Source organism: Clostridium sp. NSJ-49 (genome assembly GCF_014287725.1).
Lineage (GTDB): Bacteria > Bacillota > Clostridia > Clostridiales > Clostridiaceae > Clostridium > Clostridium disporicum_B.
In genome coordinates, this window is record NZ_JACOOP010000025.1 from 1 (window position 1) to 23,555 (window position 23,555).

Annotated in this window: 23 protein-coding genes and 1 other annotated feature; of the genes, 3 read left to right on the forward strand and 20 right to left on the reverse strand. The window is 27.2% G+C overall.

All coding sequences use genetic code 11. From position 1 onward, the window contains the following. Window positions 1-255 precede the first annotated feature (255 nt). The 4 genes from H8S10_RS10035 to H8S10_RS10050 form a co-directional block, all read right to left on the reverse strand. The gene (locus tag H8S10_RS10035) at window positions 256-1,281 is read right to left on the reverse strand and encodes a pyruvate kinase (RefSeq protein WP_186838777.1); all 1,026 of its coding nucleotides are present in this window, start codon (window positions 1,279-1,281) and stop codon (window positions 256-258) included. 321 nt (window positions 1,282-1,602) lie between these two features. Further along, window positions 1,603-2,619, reverse strand: coding sequence for an alpha-hydroxy-acid oxidizing protein (locus tag H8S10_RS10040; protein ID WP_186838778.1), 1,017 nt, complete (start codon window positions 2,617-2,619; stop codon window positions 1,603-1,605). A gap of 238 nt (window positions 2,620-2,857) precedes the next feature. Further along, window positions 2,858-4,846: a HAMP domain-containing sensor histidine kinase gene (locus tag H8S10_RS18360; RefSeq protein WP_207731870.1), complete on the reverse strand. Its 1,989-nt coding sequence runs from the start codon at window positions 4,844-4,846 to the stop codon at window positions 2,858-2,860. A gap of 507 nt (window positions 4,847-5,353) precedes the next feature. Further along, window positions 5,354-6,145 (reverse strand): TIGR00266 family protein, encoded by a 792-nt coding sequence (locus H8S10_RS10050; protein WP_186838779.1) that lies wholly within the window; start codon window positions 6,143-6,145, stop codon window positions 5,354-5,356. Between the two features lie 282 nt (window positions 6,146-6,427). On the opposite strand from H8S10_RS10050, the gene H8S10_RS10055 reads away from it, so the two are divergent. Both H8S10_RS10055 and H8S10_RS10060 read left to right on the forward strand, forming a co-directional pair. Further along, on the forward strand, window positions 6,428-7,009 hold the full coding sequence (locus H8S10_RS10055) for a hypothetical protein (protein WP_055266950.1): 582 nt from the start codon (window positions 6,428-6,430) through the stop codon (window positions 7,007-7,009). Window positions 7,010-7,217: 208 nt separating this feature from the next. Then, window positions 7,218-8,324: a DEAD/DEAH box helicase gene (locus H8S10_RS10060; protein WP_186838780.1), complete on the forward strand. Its 1,107-nt coding sequence runs from the start codon at window positions 7,218-7,220 to the stop codon at window positions 8,322-8,324. A gap of 133 nt (window positions 8,325-8,457) precedes the next feature. On the opposite strand, the gene H8S10_RS10065 is transcribed toward H8S10_RS10060, so the two are convergent. Further along, window positions 8,458-9,051 carry a nitroreductase family protein gene (locus H8S10_RS10065; RefSeq protein WP_186838781.1) on the reverse strand — a complete coding sequence of 198 codons (594 nt, stop codon included), beginning with the start codon at window positions 9,049-9,051 and terminating at the stop codon, window positions 8,458-8,460. Window positions 9,052-9,220: 169 nt separating this feature from the next. Here H8S10_RS10065 and H8S10_RS10070 point away from each other — a divergent pair, with 169 nt between their 5' ends. After that, window positions 9,221-9,547, forward strand: coding sequence for a helix-turn-helix domain-containing protein (locus H8S10_RS10070; RefSeq protein ID WP_055266944.1), 327 nt, complete (start codon window positions 9,221-9,223; stop codon window positions 9,545-9,547). 123 nt (window positions 9,548-9,670) lie between these two features. Here H8S10_RS10070 and H8S10_RS10075 read toward each other — a convergent pair whose 3' ends face one another. The 15 genes from H8S10_RS10075 to aat all read right to left on the reverse strand — a co-directional run bounded on the left by H8S10_RS10075 (window position 9,671) and on the right by aat (window position 23,220). After that, entirely contained in the window at window positions 9,671-11,638 is a 1,968-nt protein-coding gene (locus tag H8S10_RS10075; protein WP_186838782.1) for a class I tRNA ligase family protein, read from the reverse strand. A gap of 90 nt (window positions 11,639-11,728) precedes the next feature. Then, window positions 11,729-11,999, reverse strand: a binding site (T-box leader). A 102-nt stretch (window positions 12,000-12,101) separates the two neighbouring features. Beyond that, window positions 12,102-12,398 carry a YciI family protein gene (locus H8S10_RS10080; RefSeq protein WP_186838783.1) on the reverse strand — a complete coding sequence of 99 codons (297 nt, stop codon included), beginning with the start codon at window positions 12,396-12,398 and terminating at the stop codon, window positions 12,102-12,104. Window positions 12,399-12,417: 19 nt separating this feature from the next. Continuing rightward, complete coding sequence (locus tag H8S10_RS10085; protein WP_207731871.1) at window positions 12,418-12,681, reverse strand: hypothetical protein; 264 nt, start codon at window positions 12,679-12,681, stop codon at window positions 12,418-12,420. A 9-nt stretch (window positions 12,682-12,690) separates the two neighbouring features. Next, a complete protein-coding gene (locus H8S10_RS10090) occupies window positions 12,691-13,947 on the reverse strand; it encodes a DNA polymerase IV (protein WP_186838784.1) in 1,257 nt (418 codons plus the stop codon). Window positions 13,948-14,205: 258 nt separating this feature from the next. Next, complete coding sequence (locus tag H8S10_RS10095; RefSeq protein ID WP_186838785.1) at window positions 14,206-15,354, reverse strand: ABC transporter permease; 1,149 nt, start codon at window positions 15,352-15,354, stop codon at window positions 14,206-14,208. Further along, a complete protein-coding gene (locus tag H8S10_RS10100; RefSeq protein ID WP_186838786.1) occupies window positions 15,329-16,474 on the reverse strand; it encodes an ABC transporter permease in 1,146 nt (381 codons plus the stop codon). The genes H8S10_RS10095 and H8S10_RS10100 overlap by 26 nt, the downstream gene beginning before the upstream one ends. Before the next feature lie 8 nt (window positions 16,475-16,482). Beyond that, a complete protein-coding gene (locus H8S10_RS10105; RefSeq protein WP_186838787.1) occupies window positions 16,483-17,418 on the reverse strand; it encodes an ABC transporter ATP-binding protein in 936 nt (311 codons plus the stop codon). Window positions 17,419-17,874: 456 nt separating this feature from the next. After that, the gene (locus H8S10_RS10110; RefSeq protein ID WP_186838788.1) at window positions 17,875-18,378 is read right to left on the reverse strand and encodes a GNAT family N-acetyltransferase; all 504 of its coding nucleotides are present in this window, start codon (window positions 18,376-18,378) and stop codon (window positions 17,875-17,877) included. Window positions 18,379-18,460: 82 nt separating this feature from the next. Further along, entirely contained in the window at window positions 18,461-19,165 is a 705-nt protein-coding gene (locus tag H8S10_RS10115) for a class I SAM-dependent methyltransferase (protein WP_186838789.1), read from the reverse strand. Between the two features lie 31 nt (window positions 19,166-19,196). Next, the gene (locus tag H8S10_RS10120; RefSeq protein WP_156334266.1) at window positions 19,197-19,349 is read right to left on the reverse strand and encodes a hypothetical protein; all 153 of its coding nucleotides are present in this window, start codon (window positions 19,347-19,349) and stop codon (window positions 19,197-19,199) included. A gap of 52 nt (window positions 19,350-19,401) precedes the next feature. Beyond that, window positions 19,402-20,040 (reverse strand): response regulator transcription factor, encoded by a 639-nt coding sequence (locus H8S10_RS10125; protein ID WP_055266926.1) that lies wholly within the window; start codon window positions 20,038-20,040, stop codon window positions 19,402-19,404. 10 nt (window positions 20,041-20,050) lie between these two features. Then, a complete protein-coding gene (locus H8S10_RS10130) occupies window positions 20,051-21,154 on the reverse strand; it encodes a histidine kinase (protein ID WP_055266924.1) in 1,104 nt (367 codons plus the stop codon). 187 nt (window positions 21,155-21,341) lie between these two features. Then, window positions 21,342-21,524: a DUF4177 domain-containing protein gene (locus H8S10_RS10135; RefSeq protein ID WP_186838790.1), complete on the reverse strand. Its 183-nt coding sequence runs from the start codon at window positions 21,522-21,524 to the stop codon at window positions 21,342-21,344. A 266-nt stretch (window positions 21,525-21,790) separates the two neighbouring features. After that, entirely contained in the window at window positions 21,791-22,552 is a 762-nt protein-coding gene (locus H8S10_RS10140; protein ID WP_186838791.1) for a sugar phosphate isomerase/epimerase family protein, read from the reverse strand. A gap of 11 nt (window positions 22,553-22,563) precedes the next feature. Further along, a complete protein-coding gene (gene aat / locus H8S10_RS10145) occupies window positions 22,564-23,220 on the reverse strand; it encodes a leucyl/phenylalanyl-tRNA--protein transferase (protein ID WP_186838792.1) in 657 nt (218 codons plus the stop codon). Window positions 23,221-23,555 lie beyond the last annotated feature (335 nt).

Here is a 23,555-nt window from a genome sequence, read left to right on the forward strand (position 1 = left end):
ATCAATTTTATTGTAGGTTTGTTTACCATACAATAAAAAATTCAAACTTATATAATTTTCAAAGAGCGAGCAATTCTATGAAAAATCAAGCTATTTTTTCATATCAACTTAACAGATTCCTAATATAATTTAATTACTGTATTTTAATTATATCACTTATTTAAGTTAATAGTATCCAGTTAAGTTTATAATTTATAAATAAAAAGCCAGATAGATATAATTTGTTTATCTGACTAAATAAATATTTTTGGATTTTTACTTGCAATATTTGCTATATAAATTATTTAAACATCTTATTACCATTACAGGTTCTCTTGTAACAGCTACTTCAGTAGATAGCATTAAACCATCTACATTATTTTTAATAAATTTATATATATCATTTACCTCTGAAATAGTAGGTGTATCTTGTCGTCTCATTGATTCCAAAATATATGTAGCTACAATTAGTTTTTTCTTACTTTTCTTCATTCTTGTTATAATTTTCTCTTCTACATAAGGAGTATCTTCTATTGGAATTTCTGCTTTTAAATCTCCTCGCCCTAACATTATTCCATCACTTACCTTTAAAATTTCTTCAAAATTATCTATTCCTTCTCTACATTCAATCTTTGCCCATACTTTAGGAGATTTACTTTTATAATGTTTAACTAATGCTTTTACATATTGTTTTAATTCTATTATATCATCGGCTTTAGTAACATAAGATAGACATATAAAATCTATATTATTTTGAATACCAATCTCTATATCTTGCTTATCTTTACTAGTCAAAGATAACTTCTCTCTAATCAACCCTGGTGCGTTTATACCTTTCTCTGCTCTTAATATGCCACCTTTTATCGTTATAGCTTGTATATATAAACTTCCTTTTTTTATAATTTTAAACCTCATTGTAGCATCTTTCATATACAATTCTTTAACATTTATAAAATCAGTCAGTGAACCATAATATATTATTGGAATTATCTTAATATTTTTATATCTATTCTTTTCGTATAAGTCCTTATAATCTTTTTCTAGACAAAATATCACTCTATCATTTATATTTACTTTATACTCTCCGACAAAAAGCTTTGAAATTCTTAACTTGTTCCCTTGTAAGTCTTGTAATATTTTCATATTTGGAAATTCTATATGTATTTCATTTATTAATGTTTTAAACTTATCATAATCAATATGTGAAAAATTAAAACGTGGCATTGTCATACCAGCTTGTACAAATTTTTTTATGTCTTCTATATTTTTTACAGTAGGGCCAATTGAACAAATTAAATCCATACTACCTCCTATTAACTCTATTTTATTTTCTTATAAGCCCTCTTTTTACTCTTTTGTTATACTCTAACTATATGTTACTACGATGTTTCTTCTATAAAATACTATGCTATTATTGCTAGTTTTATTATCATAAAACTATTTTATTTATATGTAAAAATATAAGATTCTCATAGCTTTTACATATTATACTTAACTATTATTAAACCAATATATTTACTTAACAGAATAATTACTAAAAATAAACTTAAGTAATTATTTAAAGTTGATATTAAAAAAGGCGAACTTTTAATTTGTTCGCCTTACTTCATTAAAATATTTTTATTATATTTTAATCATTTCTCTAGTAATATCTTTAATTGAATATGCTCCACACATCGCCATTGTATCTTCTAACTCAGATGCTAATTTATTTATATATGTTTTAATCCCCTCTTCTTCACCACCATAAAGAGCAGTAACAAAGGTTCTACAAATAAGCACTCCATCAGCACCTAGAGCTAAAGCTTTAAAAACATCTACTCCTGAACGTATTCCACCATCCACAAAAACTTTCATGGAATCTCCAACTGCAGCAACTATTTCAGCTAATACCTCTGCTGTTGCTGGACATTGATCTAATACTCTTCCCCCATGATTAGATACAACTATTGCAGCAGCTCCTGCTTCTTTTGCTTTTAATGCTCCTCTTACTGTCATTACCCCCTTTACTATAAATGGGATTCCTGCAAAATTAATAATCTCTTTGAGTTCACTAACAGATTTTGCTCCTGCTGGTGGATTCATATTCTTTAAAAAAGGAAGTCCCGCTGCATCAATATCCATAGCTACAGCAATAGCCCCAGACTCTTTTACTAAATTCATTTTTTCTTCAATAGTGTCAATATTCCATGGCTTTACTGTTGGTATACCAAATCCACCTACATTTTTTATTGCAGTAGTAGCAGCTTTCATTACATCTTGATTTACTCCATCACCTGTAAAAGCTAATATTCCTTCTTTTGCACAAGTAGATACAAGTATATTATTGTACGTCATATCATTATATTTATCTCCATAATGTAAGTTTACTGCTCCTACAGGTCCAGCAAAGAAAGGATATTTAAAAGTTTGTCCAAACAACTCTATACTCATATCAACTTTTTTATTTTCAGTTAAAGTATCCATATTAACACGAATTTCTTTCCATTTATCATAATTTCTTATAGCTGTATCACCAACACCTTTAGCCCCTGGCCCTGGTATTTGGTTCTTACACACTTTCCCATTACATTCATTACAAACTTTACAATACTCACCTATACAATCTCTTGCATTTTTTAATACTTCTTGATAATCCATAATAATAACACCTTTTCCTTATATTTATACTAAGTAATAATATATAATTATATCTTATTACTTAATTAACATAAAGTACTATTGATTAGTTAAAAATATTAACGTATCTTTATTTAAATTATTAATATCAAACATAAAACCTATTGCTTCAATAAAGCTATATCCAACACTTATAAAAATAAAAACCCTCAAGAGGTATTTTTTAAATTTCTTGAGGATTTAACTATTAATATTACTTTTATTTATTTAACAATTCGTAGATATCTGATAATTCTAATTCAGTATTGTTTATATCATTATCATATAAATTCATCTCTGTATTATTTAAAAGTTCATTCGGTAACAATACTGTAAAAGTACTTCCTTCATTTACTGTACTATCTACAAATACTTGTCCACCATGAAGATTTACTAGTGCTTTTACTATACTAAGCCCAATCCCACACCCCTCATTCATACGACTAAATGACTTATCAACTTGAACAAATCTATCAAATATAAATTCTTTACTCTCATCAGAGATTCCTATTCCTTCATCCTTAATGTCTATTCTAACAAATTCATCTTCTACTAATACATTAACATATATACTTTTATTTTCCTTAGAAAATTTAATTGCATTTGACAATAAATTAAGTATTGCTCTTTCAATCATAGAAGCATCACATTTAATTATATGTTCTTCCACATTAGTATCAAACTGCAGCACAATTGACTTAGATAATGCATAATTAACAACAGATAAAGTTACTTCTTCAATCAAAAACACTATATCATAATTTCTAAAATCAGCTTTTAAAATCCCCATATCTATCATTGATATATCCATTATATTGTTTATTAATCGTAACATTCTTTTGCAATTAATATGTAAACTCTTATTATATTTTTTATAAGTTGATTTAAAACTTATACACTCTTTATCTGCTGCACTATCTAATAATTGTACAGTTGAGTAAAAAATATTTAAAGGTGTTTTTAGTTCATGAGATATATTAGAGATAAAATCACTTTTTTCTTTATCATAAATCTTAAGTTTTTCTAATTCTAACTCTCTCTTTATTTCATCAGAAATATCCATATATGATACTGCTATTTCTTTATTATTTCTATACGTGCTAATTAATTGGACTGTACAATCAATTGTTTTATTTTCTTCTTTATTATTTATAATTCCTCTCCAAAGCCCAGTTTCATTTAAAGAATTTAATATTTCATTCCTTTTACCTGTTGCTTTCATTTTAGCTTTTAATAAATCATCAAGACAATTATTTTGTATATCGTTTGTTCCAAAATAAAATTCCTTAAGCTTTCTATTTGCATATATTACTTTACCATCTTCAGTACATATAAACATAAAACTATGCTTATTATTATCTGCTAACTTATAAAATACACTTAGATTGTCATTTAATATTTTAGTTCTACTTATGTACAAATACAATTCTATAAAGCTACCTACAATAACTATACAGAAACATATATATGTTATTGAAACAGACATTAATTTTACATAAAATGATGCAACTCTTATTCCATATATTGCGTATAGAGCCTTTAATGCAAGCACAAAAATACTTGAACTTAAAACTATGTATAAATATTCTTTTTCTTTTAGTCCTACTATAAATAACCTTACTGATACTACAATATATACTACCATTAAAAACATATTATATAATATGAAAAAATAATTGCTATAGTATATACTAACGCTATTATAATTATATTCTAAAAAACCAAATACTATTGTGTACAGTACTATAAATATCATTGATTTCTTTTTATTATTAACTATTAAACTCCTTAGTTTAGATTTAGGAGAAATCGTAATAATAAGTAAAAGTATCCTTAATAAAGAAGTTGATACAACAATATAATTTGATATATTTATTTCTTCATGATAAAAAGTAAGATAGTCTATATGTCCTAATGCTATACCTATAGCTAGTCCTAAGTACATTAACGATATAATAAATATGTTATCTTTTTTCACTCTATTATATGATATTAAACAACTTATAAATGCCAAAGCAGATAATATAATATTAAAAGTTTTAATAAACACCAATGTTGATTCTAAATATGTATAATCATTATTTCTATTAATAAAAATATTACCAATTAAAGAACTTAATATTAATATCATAATTACAGCTATATAGATAAAGAACTTAGTTTCTCTCTCTTCTAAATACTTATTTTTTAAACTTTGTTTTAAGATCACTCTTCATACACCCTACTTTTCCAAATACTACCCTTAGACTCAATTTACTTATTTTTCTTTTTATTAAACAAATATCCATGTAATTTTCTATTATATTACACTCATTTGTAATGTCAAGTATTTTTTATAAATTTATATAACATAAAATAACTAATTCCAACAATATCTATCCTATTTATATCTATCATAAATAAATCAGTTACTTTTCCTCTTGAAATTTCTCTAATATCATTTCATCCTAAAACCTTTGGTGTTTTATAATCAGCACTGAATTATTTCTAGTTTATAGTCTATACAATAAATAGTATACTCTTAGCTCATCTAAAAGATTGGACCCATCATTACTATATATTTCATCTACTGCTAGTAATGATGGTATATTTAATTTAATAATATAAGGCTTTATCAAGTTCAAAATGTACTTAAACATTTAATGAACTTTATGTCACTATGAATTCTTTTACTTTTTGTTAATTTCTTTGTTCTTTTATATATTTATAGCTTCCTCTAATTCTCAAATAAATTGCTTATTCCTCCAAGAATACTTCCTTCATCTTTTGATCTACCAGCTAATTGTGGAGCTGCTGATATAACTCTATCTGCAAGTTTGCTAAATGGTAAACTTTGAATCCATACATCCCCTGGCCCTGTTAATGTAGCAAAGAATAATCCCTCCCCGCCAAAAACAGTATTCTTAAGTCCTCCTACAAATTGAATATCATAACTTACATTTTTAGTCATAGCAACTAAACATCCAGTATCTATTTTTAATATCTGTCCTGGTATCAACGTTTTTCTAACTATAGTTCCTCCACCATGTATAAAAGCTAATCCATCCCCCTCAAGTTTTTGAAGTATAAAACCTTCGCCTCCAAAGAATCCTGCTCCTAATCTTTTAGTGAAGGCAATTCCTAAACTAATTCCCTTTGCACAACATAAAAATGCATCTTTCTGACAAATTAATGATCCGCCTAAAGCTTTTAAGTCCATTGGTAATATCTTTCCAGGATAAGGTGCAGCAAAAGCAACACTTTCTCTTTCATATCCCTGGTTTGTAAATGCTGTCATAAATAAACTTTCTCCAGTTATTACTCTTTTTGCAGCTCCTCCTAGCTTACCAAAAAGTCCACTATTTTTACTCTTTTCACTACCATCTCCAAATATAGTCTCCATAGTAATACTATTATCCATCATCATCATAGCCCCTGCTTCAGCTACTACTGTTTCTCTTGGATCTAAAACTATTTCTACAAACTGCATCTCATTACCGTGAATTTTATAATCAATATCATGTACCATTTAACTACTCCTTAAAAACAATTATTTACTGTAAATTCATATATCTATTTATATTCTACACATACCACCTTTACCCCTTTATCTGATTATTTATCGCATCTAAATATATATTAAAACTTTATTTATTTTAGAAAAAACTCAAATCAATTAATAATATATTACCTTGAATTTATCAAAAAAATACTTTTCTTTACACATTTTCGACATTCTTTCATAGAATGAATTATAAATATCTTTAACAGATAAATTATTTTTTATATTTTAACTTAGGAGGAAATTAATATGGTTGATTATAGTAATATTTTAGATGATGATTGTTGTGGTTGTTCAGATTTCTCTGACTTTTCATCTTATGACAACTTTGACGATGAGTGTAACAGGTGTGAAGATATATTAAATACTAATTTTGCTAGCGATTGTACTAACAATTCTAATTTTGATGTTGATTTAAGAACTGAACTAATCATAAAAGAATCACCACAAACTATTTGTAATGTTTTACAAGAACTTTGTAATCAAAAAATTAAAATTGATGGTTTTGAAATTCAAGCAATATGTGATCACTGTTCAGTATTTAGATTTGTTGTTGGTTCTGATAATTGTCAAAAACTTACAGATATTCAAGTTGCTAAATCTATATTATCAACCCTTGATATTAGCTATCTAGACGACGCAATTTTCAAGGTAACTTCAACAAGGAATTCAAGAGTAAATCTAGCAAATCTTTATTGTGCATTACAAAGAAATGCACAGGTAAATGCCGCATACCCATCAACAACTAATGGTTTATATTTTCAAGCTACCCCAATCGATGAAGCACTTAACACTTTAAAAGTTTCAAATTGTGCTAAATGTACAAGATAACTAATTATATTAAATTATAAGGTTATTATTAAATTAAAGAAAGAAGCTAAACATATTAGTTTCTTTCTTTAATTTTTTCAGTAACTAGTGAATAATGTCATAAATAAATTTTTCTATTGTGGATTAATAAATAATCTATCTTTACATATATCCTACGTTAATATGTTATAATGATATGAAACTTAAGAAAAATGGAAGGTATAATAATATGAACTTTAAAGATTTAGGAATTAGTAACGATATAGAAAATATATTAAAGAAATCTGGAATTAAAACTCCAACACCAATTCAACAGGATAGTATAATACATATTTTAAATAAAAAAGATGTTATAGCTGAAGCTCAAACAGGTACTGGAAAGACCTTAGCCTTTTTATTACCTATATTTGAAAATATATCATTAACTTCTGATGGCATTCAAGCTTTAATAATCTCTCCTACAAGAGAACTTGCAATTCAAATAACTGAAGAGGCAAATAAATTAAGTCTTGCTAAGGATATAGGTGTTTTATCTATGTATGGTGGTAAAGATATTGGGTCCCAAATGAAAAAGTTAAAAGGAAATATAAGGATTATAATTGCAACTCCTGGAAGACTTTTAGATCATCTTAAAAGAAAAACTGTAAATTTAAGTACTTTAAAAACTATAGTATTAGATGAAGCTGACCAAATACTTTTAATGGGATTTAGAAATGAAATTGATACTATAATGAAGGAAACTCCTAAAAAGAAGCAAACGTTATGCTTCTCTGCTACTATGAATGCTTCTGTAAAAAAACTTGCTTATAGATATATGCAAGACCCTGTACTTGTAACTGTAAAAAAAGAAGAAGTAACTTTAACTAATATTAAGCAAGAAGTTGTTGAAACAATTGATAGAGAAAAAAGAGAAACTTTATGCAAAGTTTTAGATCAAGATAATCCTTTTATGGCCATAATATTCTGCAGAACAAAAAGAAGAGCTGATGAGCTTGAAATTGTTATGCATAGACGTGGATATAACTGTAAAGTAATTCATAGTGATATTCAACAATCTAAAAGGGAAAGAATAATGAAATCTTTTAAAAATGCTGATATACAATATTTAATTGCAACTGATGTAGCCTCTCGTGGATTAGATATTAGTGGGGCTAGTCATATTTATAATTATGATATTCCTGAATCTGTTGAAACTTATATTCATCGTATTGGCAGGACCGGAAGAGCTGGAAATGAAGGTTATACATGTCTATTTGTAGATCCTAAGGATTCTAAAATGCTTTCACAAATTGAAAATGAAATTAAGCTTAGAATTCCTAGAAGAACTTTAGAATAGTTATTATCTAATAACTGAAAATTATAGCCTATTTTTAAAAATAATAGACAGCTTGTGTTAGTAATAACTTCGTTTATTATAATTAAAGGAGAGTAACTAAAATATAACTTTGTTACTCTCTTTTTAAATTTTCTTATTTATTTAAGATTTTCTTTATTCTCCCTTCTTTTCTCTCCTTCCCCTGTGGTAATTCACACTCATAATATCCAAGAGCAATATGATATGTTGGAATATATCCCTCTTCTACTCCCCACTCTTTCAGAATATCATTCCCATACTCACCCTCAAAAGTTTTATCAGCTCGTCCAACCATACAAGATCCAATTCCTAATGAATGTGCTGATATCATAATATTTTGTGCTACAACAGCACAGTCAGCATATGTGTATAGATAGTTATTAGGTGCGAATAATGTTATAACTGTTGGTGCTCCATAAAAAGCACTTTTTATATTTCTATCATCTGCAATACTAGGTTGGTCTTTAGATACTCCTAATTTTGCATTCTTCGGAACACTTTCATAAAAAGCTCCACGATTAATCTTTCCAAGCCTTTCATTAACTTCTTCATTTTGTGATACTACAACTAATGCCGATTGTCTCCCACCTGCATTAGGAGCATAAATACCAGCTTCTAAAATTTCGTCTAGTTTATCTTCTTCTATTTGTTTCTTTAAATATTTACGAATTGAACGTCTTTCCTTTATACATTTAATTACTTCATTCACTTTTATCTTCCCCTTATATTTAAATCATAAATTTATTAATAGTTGCATGCATTCTTAACTGTAATTATAATATCATTAGGTGTAAAAGCTTGGAAAGTAGGCACTTTTATGTTCGCTACGCACCTTTTGGTATGAATTGATATTTTACTTACTTTGGAGGAAAAATTTTATGAAGACAAAAAAAGAACTACCCCTTTGTCCAGTTGCAACAACTGTTAGACTTATAGATAGTAAATGGAAGCTATTAATATTAAGAGATCTTTTAGCTGATACTAGACGATATAGTGATTTTCAAAAAAGTATACCAGAAATTAGCCAAAAAGTATTAACTCAATCTTTAAAGTCTATGGTTGAAGATGGTATTGTAATCAGAACTGCATATCCTGAAGTACCCCCTAGAGTTGAATATAGTTTAAGTGCTCTTGGAAACTCATTAAGACCTGTTATTAATGTAATGGAAGCTTGGGGAAAAAACTATCAAGCTAATTATAAATAACTTTCTTTATTAGATACTGTTGATATATTATACTTAATATTTATCTGTGTAAGTATAACATATCAACACTTTACTCTAATGGAAATTAACAGAAAAATATATTAACATTCTAAAACATAATTTTTAATATTGATAATCCATTTTCTTAAAGAAATCTACTTTTGGTTCTAGGAATTTAAATTTGTGATTTTCACTATCTTTAAAATAGAAATTAATAGGTTCAAATATATTATCCCAATTCCATATTTCATCACCAATATTTAGATAATCCTTAAACATTTCACATCCTTCTGGAGCTATTGGATGTATTAGCATAGCTATAACTTTACAAGCATAGAAGCAATCTGAAACTACTTGTCTTTTTAATTCATCATTTTTTATATTGTTAGTCCAATACTTATTTATTTCTCTTATATATTCGTCTAAAACATATGCTATTCTATGAAAATCTTGATTGTACATATGTCTTTCGTATTCAAAAACTGCCTTCTCTGTTATTTCTTTTATTTTTATACTTACTTCTTCAGTAGGTATATCTTCATTTAAGCTTTGCAATGTATAGAAGCATGAACGAATAAGTCTATTAAATACGTTTGTTAAAAGGTTTCCTTCTTTTAATACTGGATCCGTTCCTACTTTTTCCTCTTCCTTCATATAAACTTGTGGTTTAAATCCAACACTCTTTGATGATAAGCCTAAACTCATAAAGTGCATACGTAATTGATCTTTAGTATAATATTTTAATAATTCATCTGCCATTGGAGGCTTTATTTCCGAACTACTACTTGCTTTTTTATCCATAAATAAAATATGCTTATTAGCAACTATATGTGGTAGATTTACTTTAGTAACATCCACACTTTCTCCTTTGGCTATTTTTAAACCTATAAACATTGCCATTTCTGCAATAGAGTAAAAATAAATATTATCTTCACCTATAAATTGATAAACCATTGAATCATCTGATTCCCACCAATTACGCCATTCTTCTGCATCCTTACCTTTTGATTCTAAGTAAGTTTTTAAAAATGATATTGGCGCCCATAAAGATTCAGGCCACACCCAGAATGTTAAATTCTTTAAATCATCTCTATCTGGAACCTTTACTCCCCATGAAATATTCCCTGATAATCTAAAAGGTACTAAAGTCTTACCACTAGTGTAGTTAATACTTAAATTTTCCAATACTTCCTTAGCTCTATCTCTATCTTCTAAATGTTCAAAAACAAAAGTTATTGATGACTTTTTCTCTTCATCAATAGTTTCATGATTTGGGAATTTAGCTTCCAGTTCGGCTAAATTGTCAATATATTTTCTAGGAACATAAATCACTGGTTTCTTTAAAAATTCTTCTATAGCTTTTATTTCATATTTTCTTCTATTAGTATTTTTCTTTAAAAACTCATTAAGCTCTTGCATAACATCCATTGAATCATCTAAAGTAAAATACCAATTATCTACACTTTTTAGTACTGGTTTTTTACCTGACAACGTGCTAATTGGATTAATTAATTCCGATGCCATATATTGATGTCCTAATGAACATTCTTCCGCATAGGCCTTATCAGAGTTACACCCAGCAATTGGACATTTACCAACTACTTGTCTTCCATTAAGAAAAGTTTTCTTTTCTTCATCATAAAATTGCAATGCTGACATCTTTTTTATATATCCATTCTCAAATAAAGTGTTAAAGATATATTCTGATACTTCCTCATGAATTTCTCCTGTTCTTCCAAGAGCCGAAGCACCAAAAATATTTAGACTAATATTGTAGTCTTCTAAGGTTTTCTTTTGACTTAAATGATTTCCTCTAACATAATATTCTATAGTATTTTCGTAGCCTTCTTCTTTTAATTTTCTATAGCTTTCAAGAATTGGAGAACCATAGCAATCTGTACCTGATATAAAGATTACATTTTCTTTTCCTATTCTATCTCTTAAAAATCTTGCAAATATGTCTGCATGGACAAACATTCCTCCTACATGACCAAAATGAAGATTTTTATTTCCATATGGCATTCCAGCAGTAATAACAGCTTTTTTAGGAAATATTGGTCTTTCATTTCTATCTAATCTTTTACTTATCATAATAATCTCTCCTTTAAGATTTCTAAATTTTATAAGTTATTCGAGTATAGTATTTTTAACGTCAAAAAAGCCCCTGTAGAACGTAAATTCCACAGGGGCGAAAGTTCAATTTCGCGGTACCACCCTTTATTCTTAAAATGTCACCATTTTAATCTCATCAAGTACACCATCTTCCTAAAAGGTCAAATCATACTCTAGTTCTGTAACGTGAACAAACGTCATATTATCACTTATAAACAATTTTATAAGATCCCATATGCAGCTCCAAGCCTTGTTTCATTATGATTTCATAATTTCCTTCCACCAAACGGAAACTCTCTGTATATTACTTCATAACTACTCTTCTCTTCATAGCCTTTATTTGTCATAATTATATAACTTTAAATATTACCTGTCAATTATATACATTAATAATTTTGAAACTTCTTATTTCTAATTAATATATATGTTTATAGTTTTTTAATTATTTATTAAACCAGTCATTAGGATATTGATTAAAATAATGTGGCGAAAACTCTACTATCTTGTACACCTGTATTCCATTAACTTTTAATGGTTCATTACATAAATAGTTATCTACTTTTTCAATAGACTCTGATTTCATAATAAATAATCCACCACTCATATCTTCTTTAAGACCGGACATTAATATTAATCCTTCATTCATTGCTTTTTGTGAATACTCAATATGGTTTTTCATAATATTATCATTCATTAAATCCGCATTTATTATTGTTCCCTCTACTATAAAATATCTCATTTTTCATAACCTCCTTTAATTAACTTAGTAATAGCCATCTACAATTTATTAAATCATATTTTATATTATAGATATATTCTGTATCATCAACAATACTGGTACAAGTAAATTTCCACATAAGATTTCCTGCTAATTTTTCAAAACTTCTATTCAAAATATTATTTATACAGATTACCTTAGTCCCTTCATTCTCTTCTTCGTATTTAAACTTTATAGGATTTATCTTACCGTTTTCGTCAAACCAAGCTATCATCTGTATAGTTTTTGCTAATCCTTTCACCATAATCATCTCCTATAATATACTTCCCATCATAGGGTAATCGTCTTCTCCATTACCTCCACTTAAAGGTTTTATATCCGAACTAATAAATACAGACCTAAATACTGCTTTATCTCCAAATCGCTCTCTTATGTTATCTATAGCCCTATCTAAAGATCGTTTCTTATCTATATTTTTATCATCAAAAAATGTTCTTTGATAAAATTCATTGCTACATAAATGACTAAAGCGTACTCCTAATTGCCTAATAGGTTGATTATTCCACATTTCATCAAAAACACTAGTAACTTGATGAAATATTTCTTCTGTTGAATCTGTAATATTATTCAAAGTTCTTTGATGTGAAAACTTAAAAAATCCATTAGTTTTTATTGATACTGCAATTAAACTACACATACTATTATTTTTTCTTAATCTCATAGATGCTGTTTCTGTTAATGATAATAATATTTTCAATGCTTCTTCTCTTGTATATATATCTTTACTAGTAGTAGTTGAATTACCTATCCCCTTAACTTCTATATAATTACTAGCTCTAACCTCTGAATTTTCAATGCCATTGGCATAATTATGAATTACACTTGCATAGCTTTTAAAAATAGGTTTAAGAAACTCTAGATTATATTGAGCAAGCTCTCCTATTGTATTAATATTCAACTTAAGTAACTTGGCTTCTGTAGCTTTTCCAACCATAAACAAATCCCGTATATTTAGTGACCACATTTTATCCTTAATCTCATTTTTAAAAAGGGTGTGAACAGAGTCCTTTTCTTTAAAGTCACTAGCCATTTTAGCAAGTAATTTATTATGGCTAATACCTATATTTACTGCAAATCCTAACTCTTCCTTTATCCTAAGTTTTATTTCATAAGCTTTTTCCATATACTTATCTTTAAAATGACTTACATCCATAAATACTTCATCTACTGAATATCTTTGTATTACTGGGGTATATTCCTTTAACAGCTCAACCATAGCATTGCTACACCTCATATATAAATTATAATCTGGGGGATATATCTTTAAGTTAGGACATTTTTTTAAAGATTCTGCTATTGATTCTCCTGTTTGAATATTATACTTTTTAGCTGGTATTGATTTTGCCAACACTATTCCATGCCTATTTTCTCCATCTCCACCAATAATAGAAGGTATAGTTCTAATATCTATATCATTTTCACCATACTGCAATTGTTTAACTGCAGTCCAAGATAAGTATGCAGAATTAACATCAATATGAAATATTATTCTCTCTGGACAAGAATCCATTTATACCACTTCCTTAATAAATAAATGCTACTTTTAATTATAAAGAACATATGTTCTGTTGTAAAGATTTTTTCATTTATTTTTTCAAAAATTATATTTTTATCTAATTAAAACCTAGTATCGGTATTTTTATCCAACAAAAAAGTCACAGATTCCCCTGTGACTTTTAATAAAAAAATTCCTATTAGGCTCTTTAGATAGATTTAGATTTATATACATATATTCATTTAAATTTGTTAAACATAAAGTATCTAATATTTAAATTATAGAAAACTCTTTTTCTGATTTTGTTGTTTTGTATGAACCAATAACAAAGAAAACTACTGCAAATAATATAATAATGAATATATGTGGTACTATATCTTTAAATCCTAATCCTAATTGTAAATCACTTATTGCTTCTATTGCCCATCTAGTTGGTGTCAAATATGAAATATTATTTACCAGCTTTGGCATTATATCTAATGGTACGAAACATCCTCCAACAATTATTAGAATAATATTTAAAAAATTAAAAATCATATTAAACTCACTATAGGTATTACAAAAAGCTCTAATACATATAGCTAGTGATACTGACACTAGCCCAACGACACCCATTATTAGCAATAGCATTCCACTACTAACACCAATGTTAGTACCTAAAATTTTCATTCCTAGTATTCCTATAATAGCTTGTATAAAAACTACTAAATAGTTGCTTAAAAGGTCAGCTAAATAGTACTGATATGATTCTACTGGTGCCATAAAAAGTCTATTAAATACATTTTCATCTTTTTCTTCATAATAATGTAATGATCCACTACTTCCTCTAAGTAACATAAAGAATATAATAAAACCAACAAATATACTTGATTTTAAGTAATCTTCTCTCAAATCTGAAAGTGGTTTTCTCTCAATTTTAACTTCTCCGTCATTTTTATAATTATCTAAAACCTCTATATACTCTTGTTTACTTTCACATACATTAGCTAAATTTCTAACATTTACAACTTCAGGGTACAGCATGTCACTAATAATATCTTTAATATCAACATCATTATCAGTAGTTGTTATTAAAATCTTATCTTCATTTCCAGTAAATAATGCTTCTTCATATCCTTCTTTAAAAGATATAACACCGAATATAGTTCTTTCTGCTAACTTATTATTTATATCATTTTTATCCGTATTTATAACATTAATAAAATTTGTGTCTTGTAAAAATTCTACTAAAGCTTCTGTAGTCTTTGTATTATCATTATCTACTATCCCAATATTCAAAGAATTTCCACCACCAAAGCTAAGTATTTTACCCATAAGCAATAAAATTAGAATAGGAGCTACTAAGGTTAAAATAAAATTAACCTTTTTCTTTACTACTGAAATATATAAATTATTCTTAAATAGAATCGATACATTTGCCATCAATAAAATCTTCCTTTCCAAGTATATAGTATATTAATGCTAATAATATTATTGTTGCTAAAGAACCTATAATAACCCATGTAATTAACATAGAGCTGTCACCGTTATAGATATATCTAAATAGTCCATTATTAAACCATCTTAATGGTGATATCTTTGTAACAATATTGAATAGAACATTTACATCATCACCTAAAGCTATATATCCTCCCCCTAAGAAACATAAAATTGGAATTACTACTGAAGATCCTATTATTTCACCTCTATCTTCATCCTTTAGTACTATTGATAAAAACATACTTAAAGATATCACTAACGTAATAAAAGGTAATGATGCAATAGGAAGGATTAAAATATTATTTCCATAGTTAATGCCTAAGATAAATTTAGATATTAGATATGCTAGCGTAGTAGTTGAAAATGCAAATACAGAATAACCTATAAAAGATGCAAAATAATATTTTCTATTTGAAATTCCAGAAAGTAAAATCCTGTCCTTTATATTTCTTTTTCTTTCTTCCTTCATATAATAAATTGGCATTGAAAAGTAATAAAATATCATAAGCCCAATCTCTGCCACACCATAATAATCCATTGATGATGGTGACTTAGTACTTGCTATAGTTTCTACATCTAAAATTTCATTTTTTTCTATAGGAGTTATTGTAAAATCTCTTTGTGGATTAACATTATACATCTCTAAAGTGGCATTTAAACCATTGCTTATCCCCTTCAACATTCCATATACTATAGATGAATTAGTAATATACTTATCGTTAGAATATATCTCTATTATTCCTTTATTTAAATAGAGAAACACTGATTTTTCAATTCTAACTCTTTGTTTAGCTTCTTCTATTGAAGTTGCTTCTTTAAATTCTATTTCTAACCCCGAATCTATTTTCTTAAAAGCCTTTAATACTTCTTTTGAATAATCGTCTCCATTATCAATATATAAGACATCTAATTTATCTAAAGATGTATCTCTACCTGTTTCAAAATCATTTGAAAGAGTAAAACCTAGAACAAGAATTAAGAATACTGGAAAAAATATCTTAAAGAGTGTACTATTTTTCTTTCTTATTTGATTTAATATTATCCCTTTAATTATTGATATCATAACTCCTCCTAATCTCTTAAACTTCTACCTGTTAAAGTTAAAAATACAGTTTCAAGTGTTATTTCCTTAAAGCCTAAATCTAATATTTTTACATTTGAATCAGTTATACTTTTTATTAATATATCTAGGTTGTTTATTTCCTTTTGAGTATTTATTGTTAAACAGTTTTGGTCAATGATAATTTCTGATACACCTTTTATCTTTTTAATATTTTCTATTTCAAGCTTATAAACATCATCAACACGTATCTGTAAAGTTTTCTTATCACTTACCATAGACTTTAACTCATCAGTACTTCCTTCAACTATTATCTTTCCTTTATCTATAATTCCTATCTTGCTACAAAGATTCTCTGCTTCTTCCATATAGTGAGTAGTATAAATTATAGTAGTCCCATTTTTATTTAAAGTCTTTACAGCATTTAAAATATGATTTCTTGATTGAGGATCGATTCCTACAGTAGGTTCATCCATTATAATCAATTTTGGTTCATGAACTATCGCACAAGCTATATTTAATCTTCTGACCATTCCACCTGAAAAACTTTTTGCTTGGTCTTTAGCTACATCTAGTAATCCAACAAATTCTAGTGCTTTATTAACACTTTCCTTAAGCTTATTTCCTCTTAAACCATATAACTCTCCAAAAAATTTAACATTTTCATAAGCAGTAAAGTCTTTGTATACAGCAACATTTTGAGGAACTAGCCCAATCTTTTTCTTAACATCCATGTTATGCTCTTGCACATCTACCCCAAATATCTTTAAAGAACCAGAGTTTGGCTTTAATAAAGAGCAAAGCATATTTATAGTTGTGCTTTTACCAGCCCCATTTGGCCCAAGTAGACCATATATTTCACCTTCATCTATAGATAAGTTAATATTATCAACAGCAATGTTATTACCATACTTCTTCACTAAATCTCTTATTTCAATAACCTTCATTTAAATACCCCCAAGTTTTATCTTATACCATCATTATAGGAAATATATAAAAATCAACCTACTATACAAAGTCATAAATTGCATATGACAAAAGTCATATTTAATTGCTTCGCCTTTATATTAAGGGGATAAATTTTTATAAATACTATAAAAAAGGTTACCTGGAGTATTACTAATATGGATGGGAAAATAATATTAAATTTAACAATAGGCTTAGATTGCTATATAGCAGATGAAAATGATGGATTCGACTAGATAATTTGAGATGGTGATTTGACTCTAAATACGAAATCAAAACTCTTCGATATTATGTTGTTGAAGAGGGTATTATAATAATGAGATATTTAAAAAGAAATAAATAAACTAGTGCCAGTAGGTATATTTGTGCAAAAACAAAACACCTACTGGCACCTATTCAATATCTCTTAATTTAATAATAAAATTATACATGTTCATTTATACTTTTATCTCAAAGCCATATTCACTTAACACAAAATCATCAATTCTTTCTTCATAGATTCCATCAACTTGCTTAAAGCCATTCTTTAAATAAAAATTTATTGCAGGTTTATTTATATCCACAACAAAAAGCCGTATATATTTAGCACTGCTATCTCTTGCAATGGCAATTGCTTTATTAATCATTACGCTGCCAATTCCTTTTCTTAAATAATTGACATTAACTCCAAACCTATCAATATATAATGCTTTAGCATTTTTATTTCCCCATTTCATATACTCTTCTCCTAAATTTGAATTGCTTAAAGCAAAAGCTGAAACTATCTCATCGTTTTCCGTTAAAACATAAAGACGATTATTTACAATATCATCATAGAAAACCTCACATGGATAAATCTCATTCCAAATCTGTATGTTATTTTTATTCATGTTATCAATTATTTTTCCGTATATAACTTTGATTTTGGGTAAGTCATACATATTAGCTAATCTTAAATTCATCTGAATTCACCTCTAACTTGGAATTTAACTGAGACTCTAAATCTCCTTAACCTACCTTTTGTAAAGCTATATTATTTCTAGCTTACCTCTTTTTTGCTACATAAAAAACCTTGTATGTTCTATCTTCTATAGGAAACATTCTAAAGTTTTTATATCTACCAACTATTTCAAATCCAGATTTCAAAAGATATTCATCCATTTTTTCAACTGAATATGCCCTTTGAATATGATTTTCTAACTCATTATTTCCAAAATCAAAAAGTGTAGTAGCTATTTGAGTTGTTTTATCATATTCTAATATTTGCTTAAAATGTATATTATCAAATACCCTATTGATTACACCAAAATGCTTATCCTCATATAAATAAGGTGTGTTAACATCAAATATAAAAAATCCATTTTCATTTAAGTTATTATAAATACTACTCATAGCATTTTCCATATCCTCATCAGTAGTTATATAATTAATAGCATCAAAAGCACATGTAATCATATCAAATTTCTTCTTCATATCAAAATTTCTCATGTCTGCTACTATAAATTCAATTTCTGTTGTAGTTTCTTTAGCTACATTAATCATGTCCTCTGAAATATCCATTCCGCTAACTTCAAAGTTCATTTTCTTCAACTCATTTGCAAGTATCCCTGTACCACACCCAACATCTAAGATAGAAGTTATCTTTAAATCTAATGTATTAATTACATTTGTAATTAAATCAATATATCTAATACTATCATTACCCCAATCCTTTTTGTAAAATTTAGATAATTTCTCATATGCCTTCATTTCAATCACCCCTTTAATTTAATAACCTAACTTATTTATTGCTGACTTTTCCTGCAATAACTGCAGCTAAATAAATTATTGCTATACCAGTAAATGCCTCATCCCCAAGAAGCATAGTTGTAGTAAAGCATACTATTAATCCAATTACAAAAACTTCTACTGATCTCCAAAGATCAAACTTCAATTAAACTCTCCCCCTGTCTCTTAGTTACCACTATATATTTAATTCTTTGGGTTTACTTACCTTTTATATAGTAAATTGCTATTTGTGTTCTATGTTCTAAATCTGTCTTATCTAAAATAGATGTAATATAGTTTTTTACAGTTCCTTCTGATATAAATAGTTTTTTTGATATTTCTTTATTAGTTAATCCATCTGCTATGGCTTCCATAATATTTAATTCTCTTTCTGTAAATAAACTTGTATCTATTTTCTTTTCTGATTTATTGTTAACTTTAAGTAGCTTATCTGTTATCTTATTTAATACCTCTTCTTGAATGACGCAATTTCCACTGCTCACTACTTTTATAGTTTCTATTATCTTTCTAGGTGATGTATTTTTTAATAAGTATCCCTTAGCTCCATAGTTCAATGCTTCTTTTATATATTCATCTTCATCAAAAGTAGTTAAAATAATTACCTTAGTGTTAGTTCTCTTAGTTATTTCTTTTGTAGCTTTTACTCCATTAACTAAAGGCATTCTTATATCTACTAAAGCAATATCAACTGAGTTTTTAATACAATAATCCACTGCTTCTTGTCCATTACTAGCTGTAGATAAAACTTCTATTTTGTCATCAGAGCTTAATATTATTTTTAAACTCTCCCTTATTAAGGAATCATCATCTACTATTAAGATTTTAATCTTTTCCATATAGCCTCCTTTAAAATGGAATTATTAAAATTACAGAAAATCCATCTGTACCATCAACTATCAGCTGTCCATTGATTTCTGCAATCTTCTCTTCTAAATTAGATAAACCAATGCCCTTTTTAACTTCCATTGAGCCTATACCATTATCTCTAACTTCTAACTTGATAATTTTATTTAAGATTGTTATGTTTACATCTATTTCTGTACCCTTAGAATATTTAATTGAATTTGTGCTTAATTCCTTTACAGCTTGTACAAAAATAATCCAATTAGATGCTGATATTTTTTCTAAATCACCTGAATGTCTTATACTATATTTAAATCTTGTATTTTTAGTCTTTTCTTCTAATATTAATTTGATTCTATTAATTCCTAATTCTTCTTGCTGTGGTCTAATTTCTCTTAAAATCATTCTAATATCATTCATACCTTTTCTTAAGTTATCAATAGACATATCTAATAGTTTTTTTCCTTGCTCCTTGTTATTATCAATAGTTAGTTTAATAGCTTCTAACTGAAGCAACGTTCCCGATATTGTGTGACCTATTCTATCGTGAAGCTTTCCAGAAAGCTTATTTCTTTCTTCTAATTGCATTGTATACAGAAATTGCTCTTTAAAATTCTGTTCTTCTTTTAATCTGCTTTGAAGTTTATATATTTCTTTTCTTCTTTGTTCATTTTCTCTCTCCATTTTAAATAAGTTATGTTGTTCCTTAAAATAATATGAAAAGAATAATGCTATAACTAAAACCAATACTATAATTTCACTATTTAATAAATAGTCTCTTATTAATAATAAAGGTAAAGCAATTAAAGCAAATAAAATACCTTTATCTTTTATCTTTCCTAGAGCAAGCTCTAGCATTGTAATTATTAATAAAACCATAGCTATAGGAATAAACTTTATTCCTATAAACAAAGCACATAAACCTTCAAAAGCACTTAGTATAATTCTATATTTCTCTTTTACTATTCCATTTGAAAATATTGATATTAAATATAAAAGCATTAAAATTATTAATGACTTATCTATTTTTTGCATTTTTGTTATTGATAATAACATATATACAAATATTATTAATTTTACTTTTATTGAAATATGTTTTAGTTCCATTCACCCACCCCCAAATGTTCACAAAAATATTTTACCATAAATTGTATAATTTAGTAAATTATATTATTATTTTTATGATAAATAATATCATTTTTTAACAGAAGATATTATAAAAAGCTATAGATTACTCTATAGCTTTAATAAATAACTAAATATAAATTTTATACTACTGCCCATTAAACTATTATTAATCGACCTTTTTTTCAAATACTAAATCAAATTCCTTAACTTTACCTTCTCCAGTTTTATAAGTAGGTATTGCAGTTACAAATCTCCATCCTTCTCTAGCTAATTTATCTATCACCTCTCTATGATCCGGTTCTGTAAAAAACGTTCCCCCTGATGATTTTTCATATCTATACTTATACATAAATCCATCCCCTTAATCTATATTTTTTTACTATGCTTATTCTAGATAAAACACCTTATTACAGTATAATTTTACTGTTTTATGTTATTAATTACAACAAAAAAGGAGATAGTAAATATAATTACAAATAATGTTTTCTTTAGACAGAAGCCTTTAAACATAAAAAAATCTACCAAAAGAATTTATTAAAAATCAATAAAACTTAATAGAAAGAAGAATAACTCAGTAGAGAGTTTAGCCTAAACTAAACCCTCTACTGAAAATATCTACAAAAACTTATTTAACACTTCTATAGAGCTATTTATTTCAGAGTAATCATTAATTTCAATAGTCATTGATGGATTGTAACAGTATTCATTAATTTTATGAAGCAAATAACAAATATCCATATTGCCTTTATTTAAGCCTTCATGTGTATCTTTAATTCCATAATTATTATGGAGATGAATATGACCTATCTTATTTCCTAAAGATTTAATCCACTCTTCTACTGGTACATCTGAATAGCAATTTGCATGTCCAATATCTAAGCATATCGTTAAGTTGTCATTATTTACTCCTTCTACAACTTCTACTAAATGGTCCATAGACTTTTCCAACACATTCTCTATATGTATTTTAATAGACTCATCCTTATCAGCTAAAAATTCTTTCCAGAATTCTATAGAGTTGGTAACATAGATTTCTTTGAAATAAATATCTTCATAAAAACATGAGTGAAAAATTATTCTATCAGCATTAAGTTTCTTTGCAACAGAATATACTTGATTAAATCTCTGCATAGTTGCACTTCTTACTAAGCTATCAAAGCTAGCTGGATTTAAATCAAGGAATGGTCCATGTAACGATAAGTTTCTATTCTTTATACTATCTCCCATCCTACTTAAATAATCACTTAATCCGTTATCCTCTTTATCAAGTACGCTTCCAATACCGAACTCGATAATTTCAAGACCTATATCTTTATCTTTAAGCAATTCAAATACTTCTACATCTGAAAAAAGCTGTGATACATAAATCTTTCCCATACTACTCCTATCTAGTTTACAAATTCGATGCCTTCTTTTAGCATTAATTTAAACTCTTCCCAATCTATAAACCTCCCACCCATACTTTCTAAGTGGTTAGTATGCATTTGACAATCTAAAAATATAAAGCCTTCTTCTTCAAGCTTTTTACACATACTAATCAATGCTACTTTAGATGCATTTGATTCTATTGAAAACATACTTTCTCCAAAAAAGCACTTTCCTATCTTAACTCCATAAAGACCACCTACGAGCTTTTCATTATTATACACTTCGACACTTGATGCAAAACCTCTTTTATGTAAGTTTATATACGCATCCATCATTTCATCAGTTATCCAAGTGCCTTCTTTATTTTCTCTAAGCTCTTTGCAGTTTTGTATTACCGCTTTAAAATCTTTATCAAAAGTAACAGTAAACTTACCTTTATTAAAAACTCTTTTCATAGACTTTGATACATTAACTTCATTAGGTTTTATAATAAATCTTGGCTTTGGACACCACCAAAGTATTGGTTCTCCATCACTATACCACGGGAAAATACCATTACAATAAGCCAATATAAGTCTTTCAAACTTTAAATCTCCTCCTACAGCTAGCAATCCATCCTCTTCCGCTAAGTCTGGATTTGGAAATATTATTTCTTTACTTAATCTATATACAGGCATTTTTTACTCCCTCTTTCTTAAATTTTTACTATCTAGCAATTATCATTTAATTAGAGATTATATATTTTCTGAAATATATAAATTAACAATTTAAAATTAATTATAAATATCTGAGAATTCTACATTAAACTTTTTTACATTTGTATAATCTCTCTTAAATTTAACATAATTATCACTCATCTTTTAATCCACAAAATTCCCTCTTACATACTCTTATGTATATCAAACCAATTTTAGACATAATATCATATATTATATCATATTTTATACTATTATAAATTTAATTCTGCATGCTATTCCTATATTTTGATTCTTAGCATTTAACTCTTTAATCT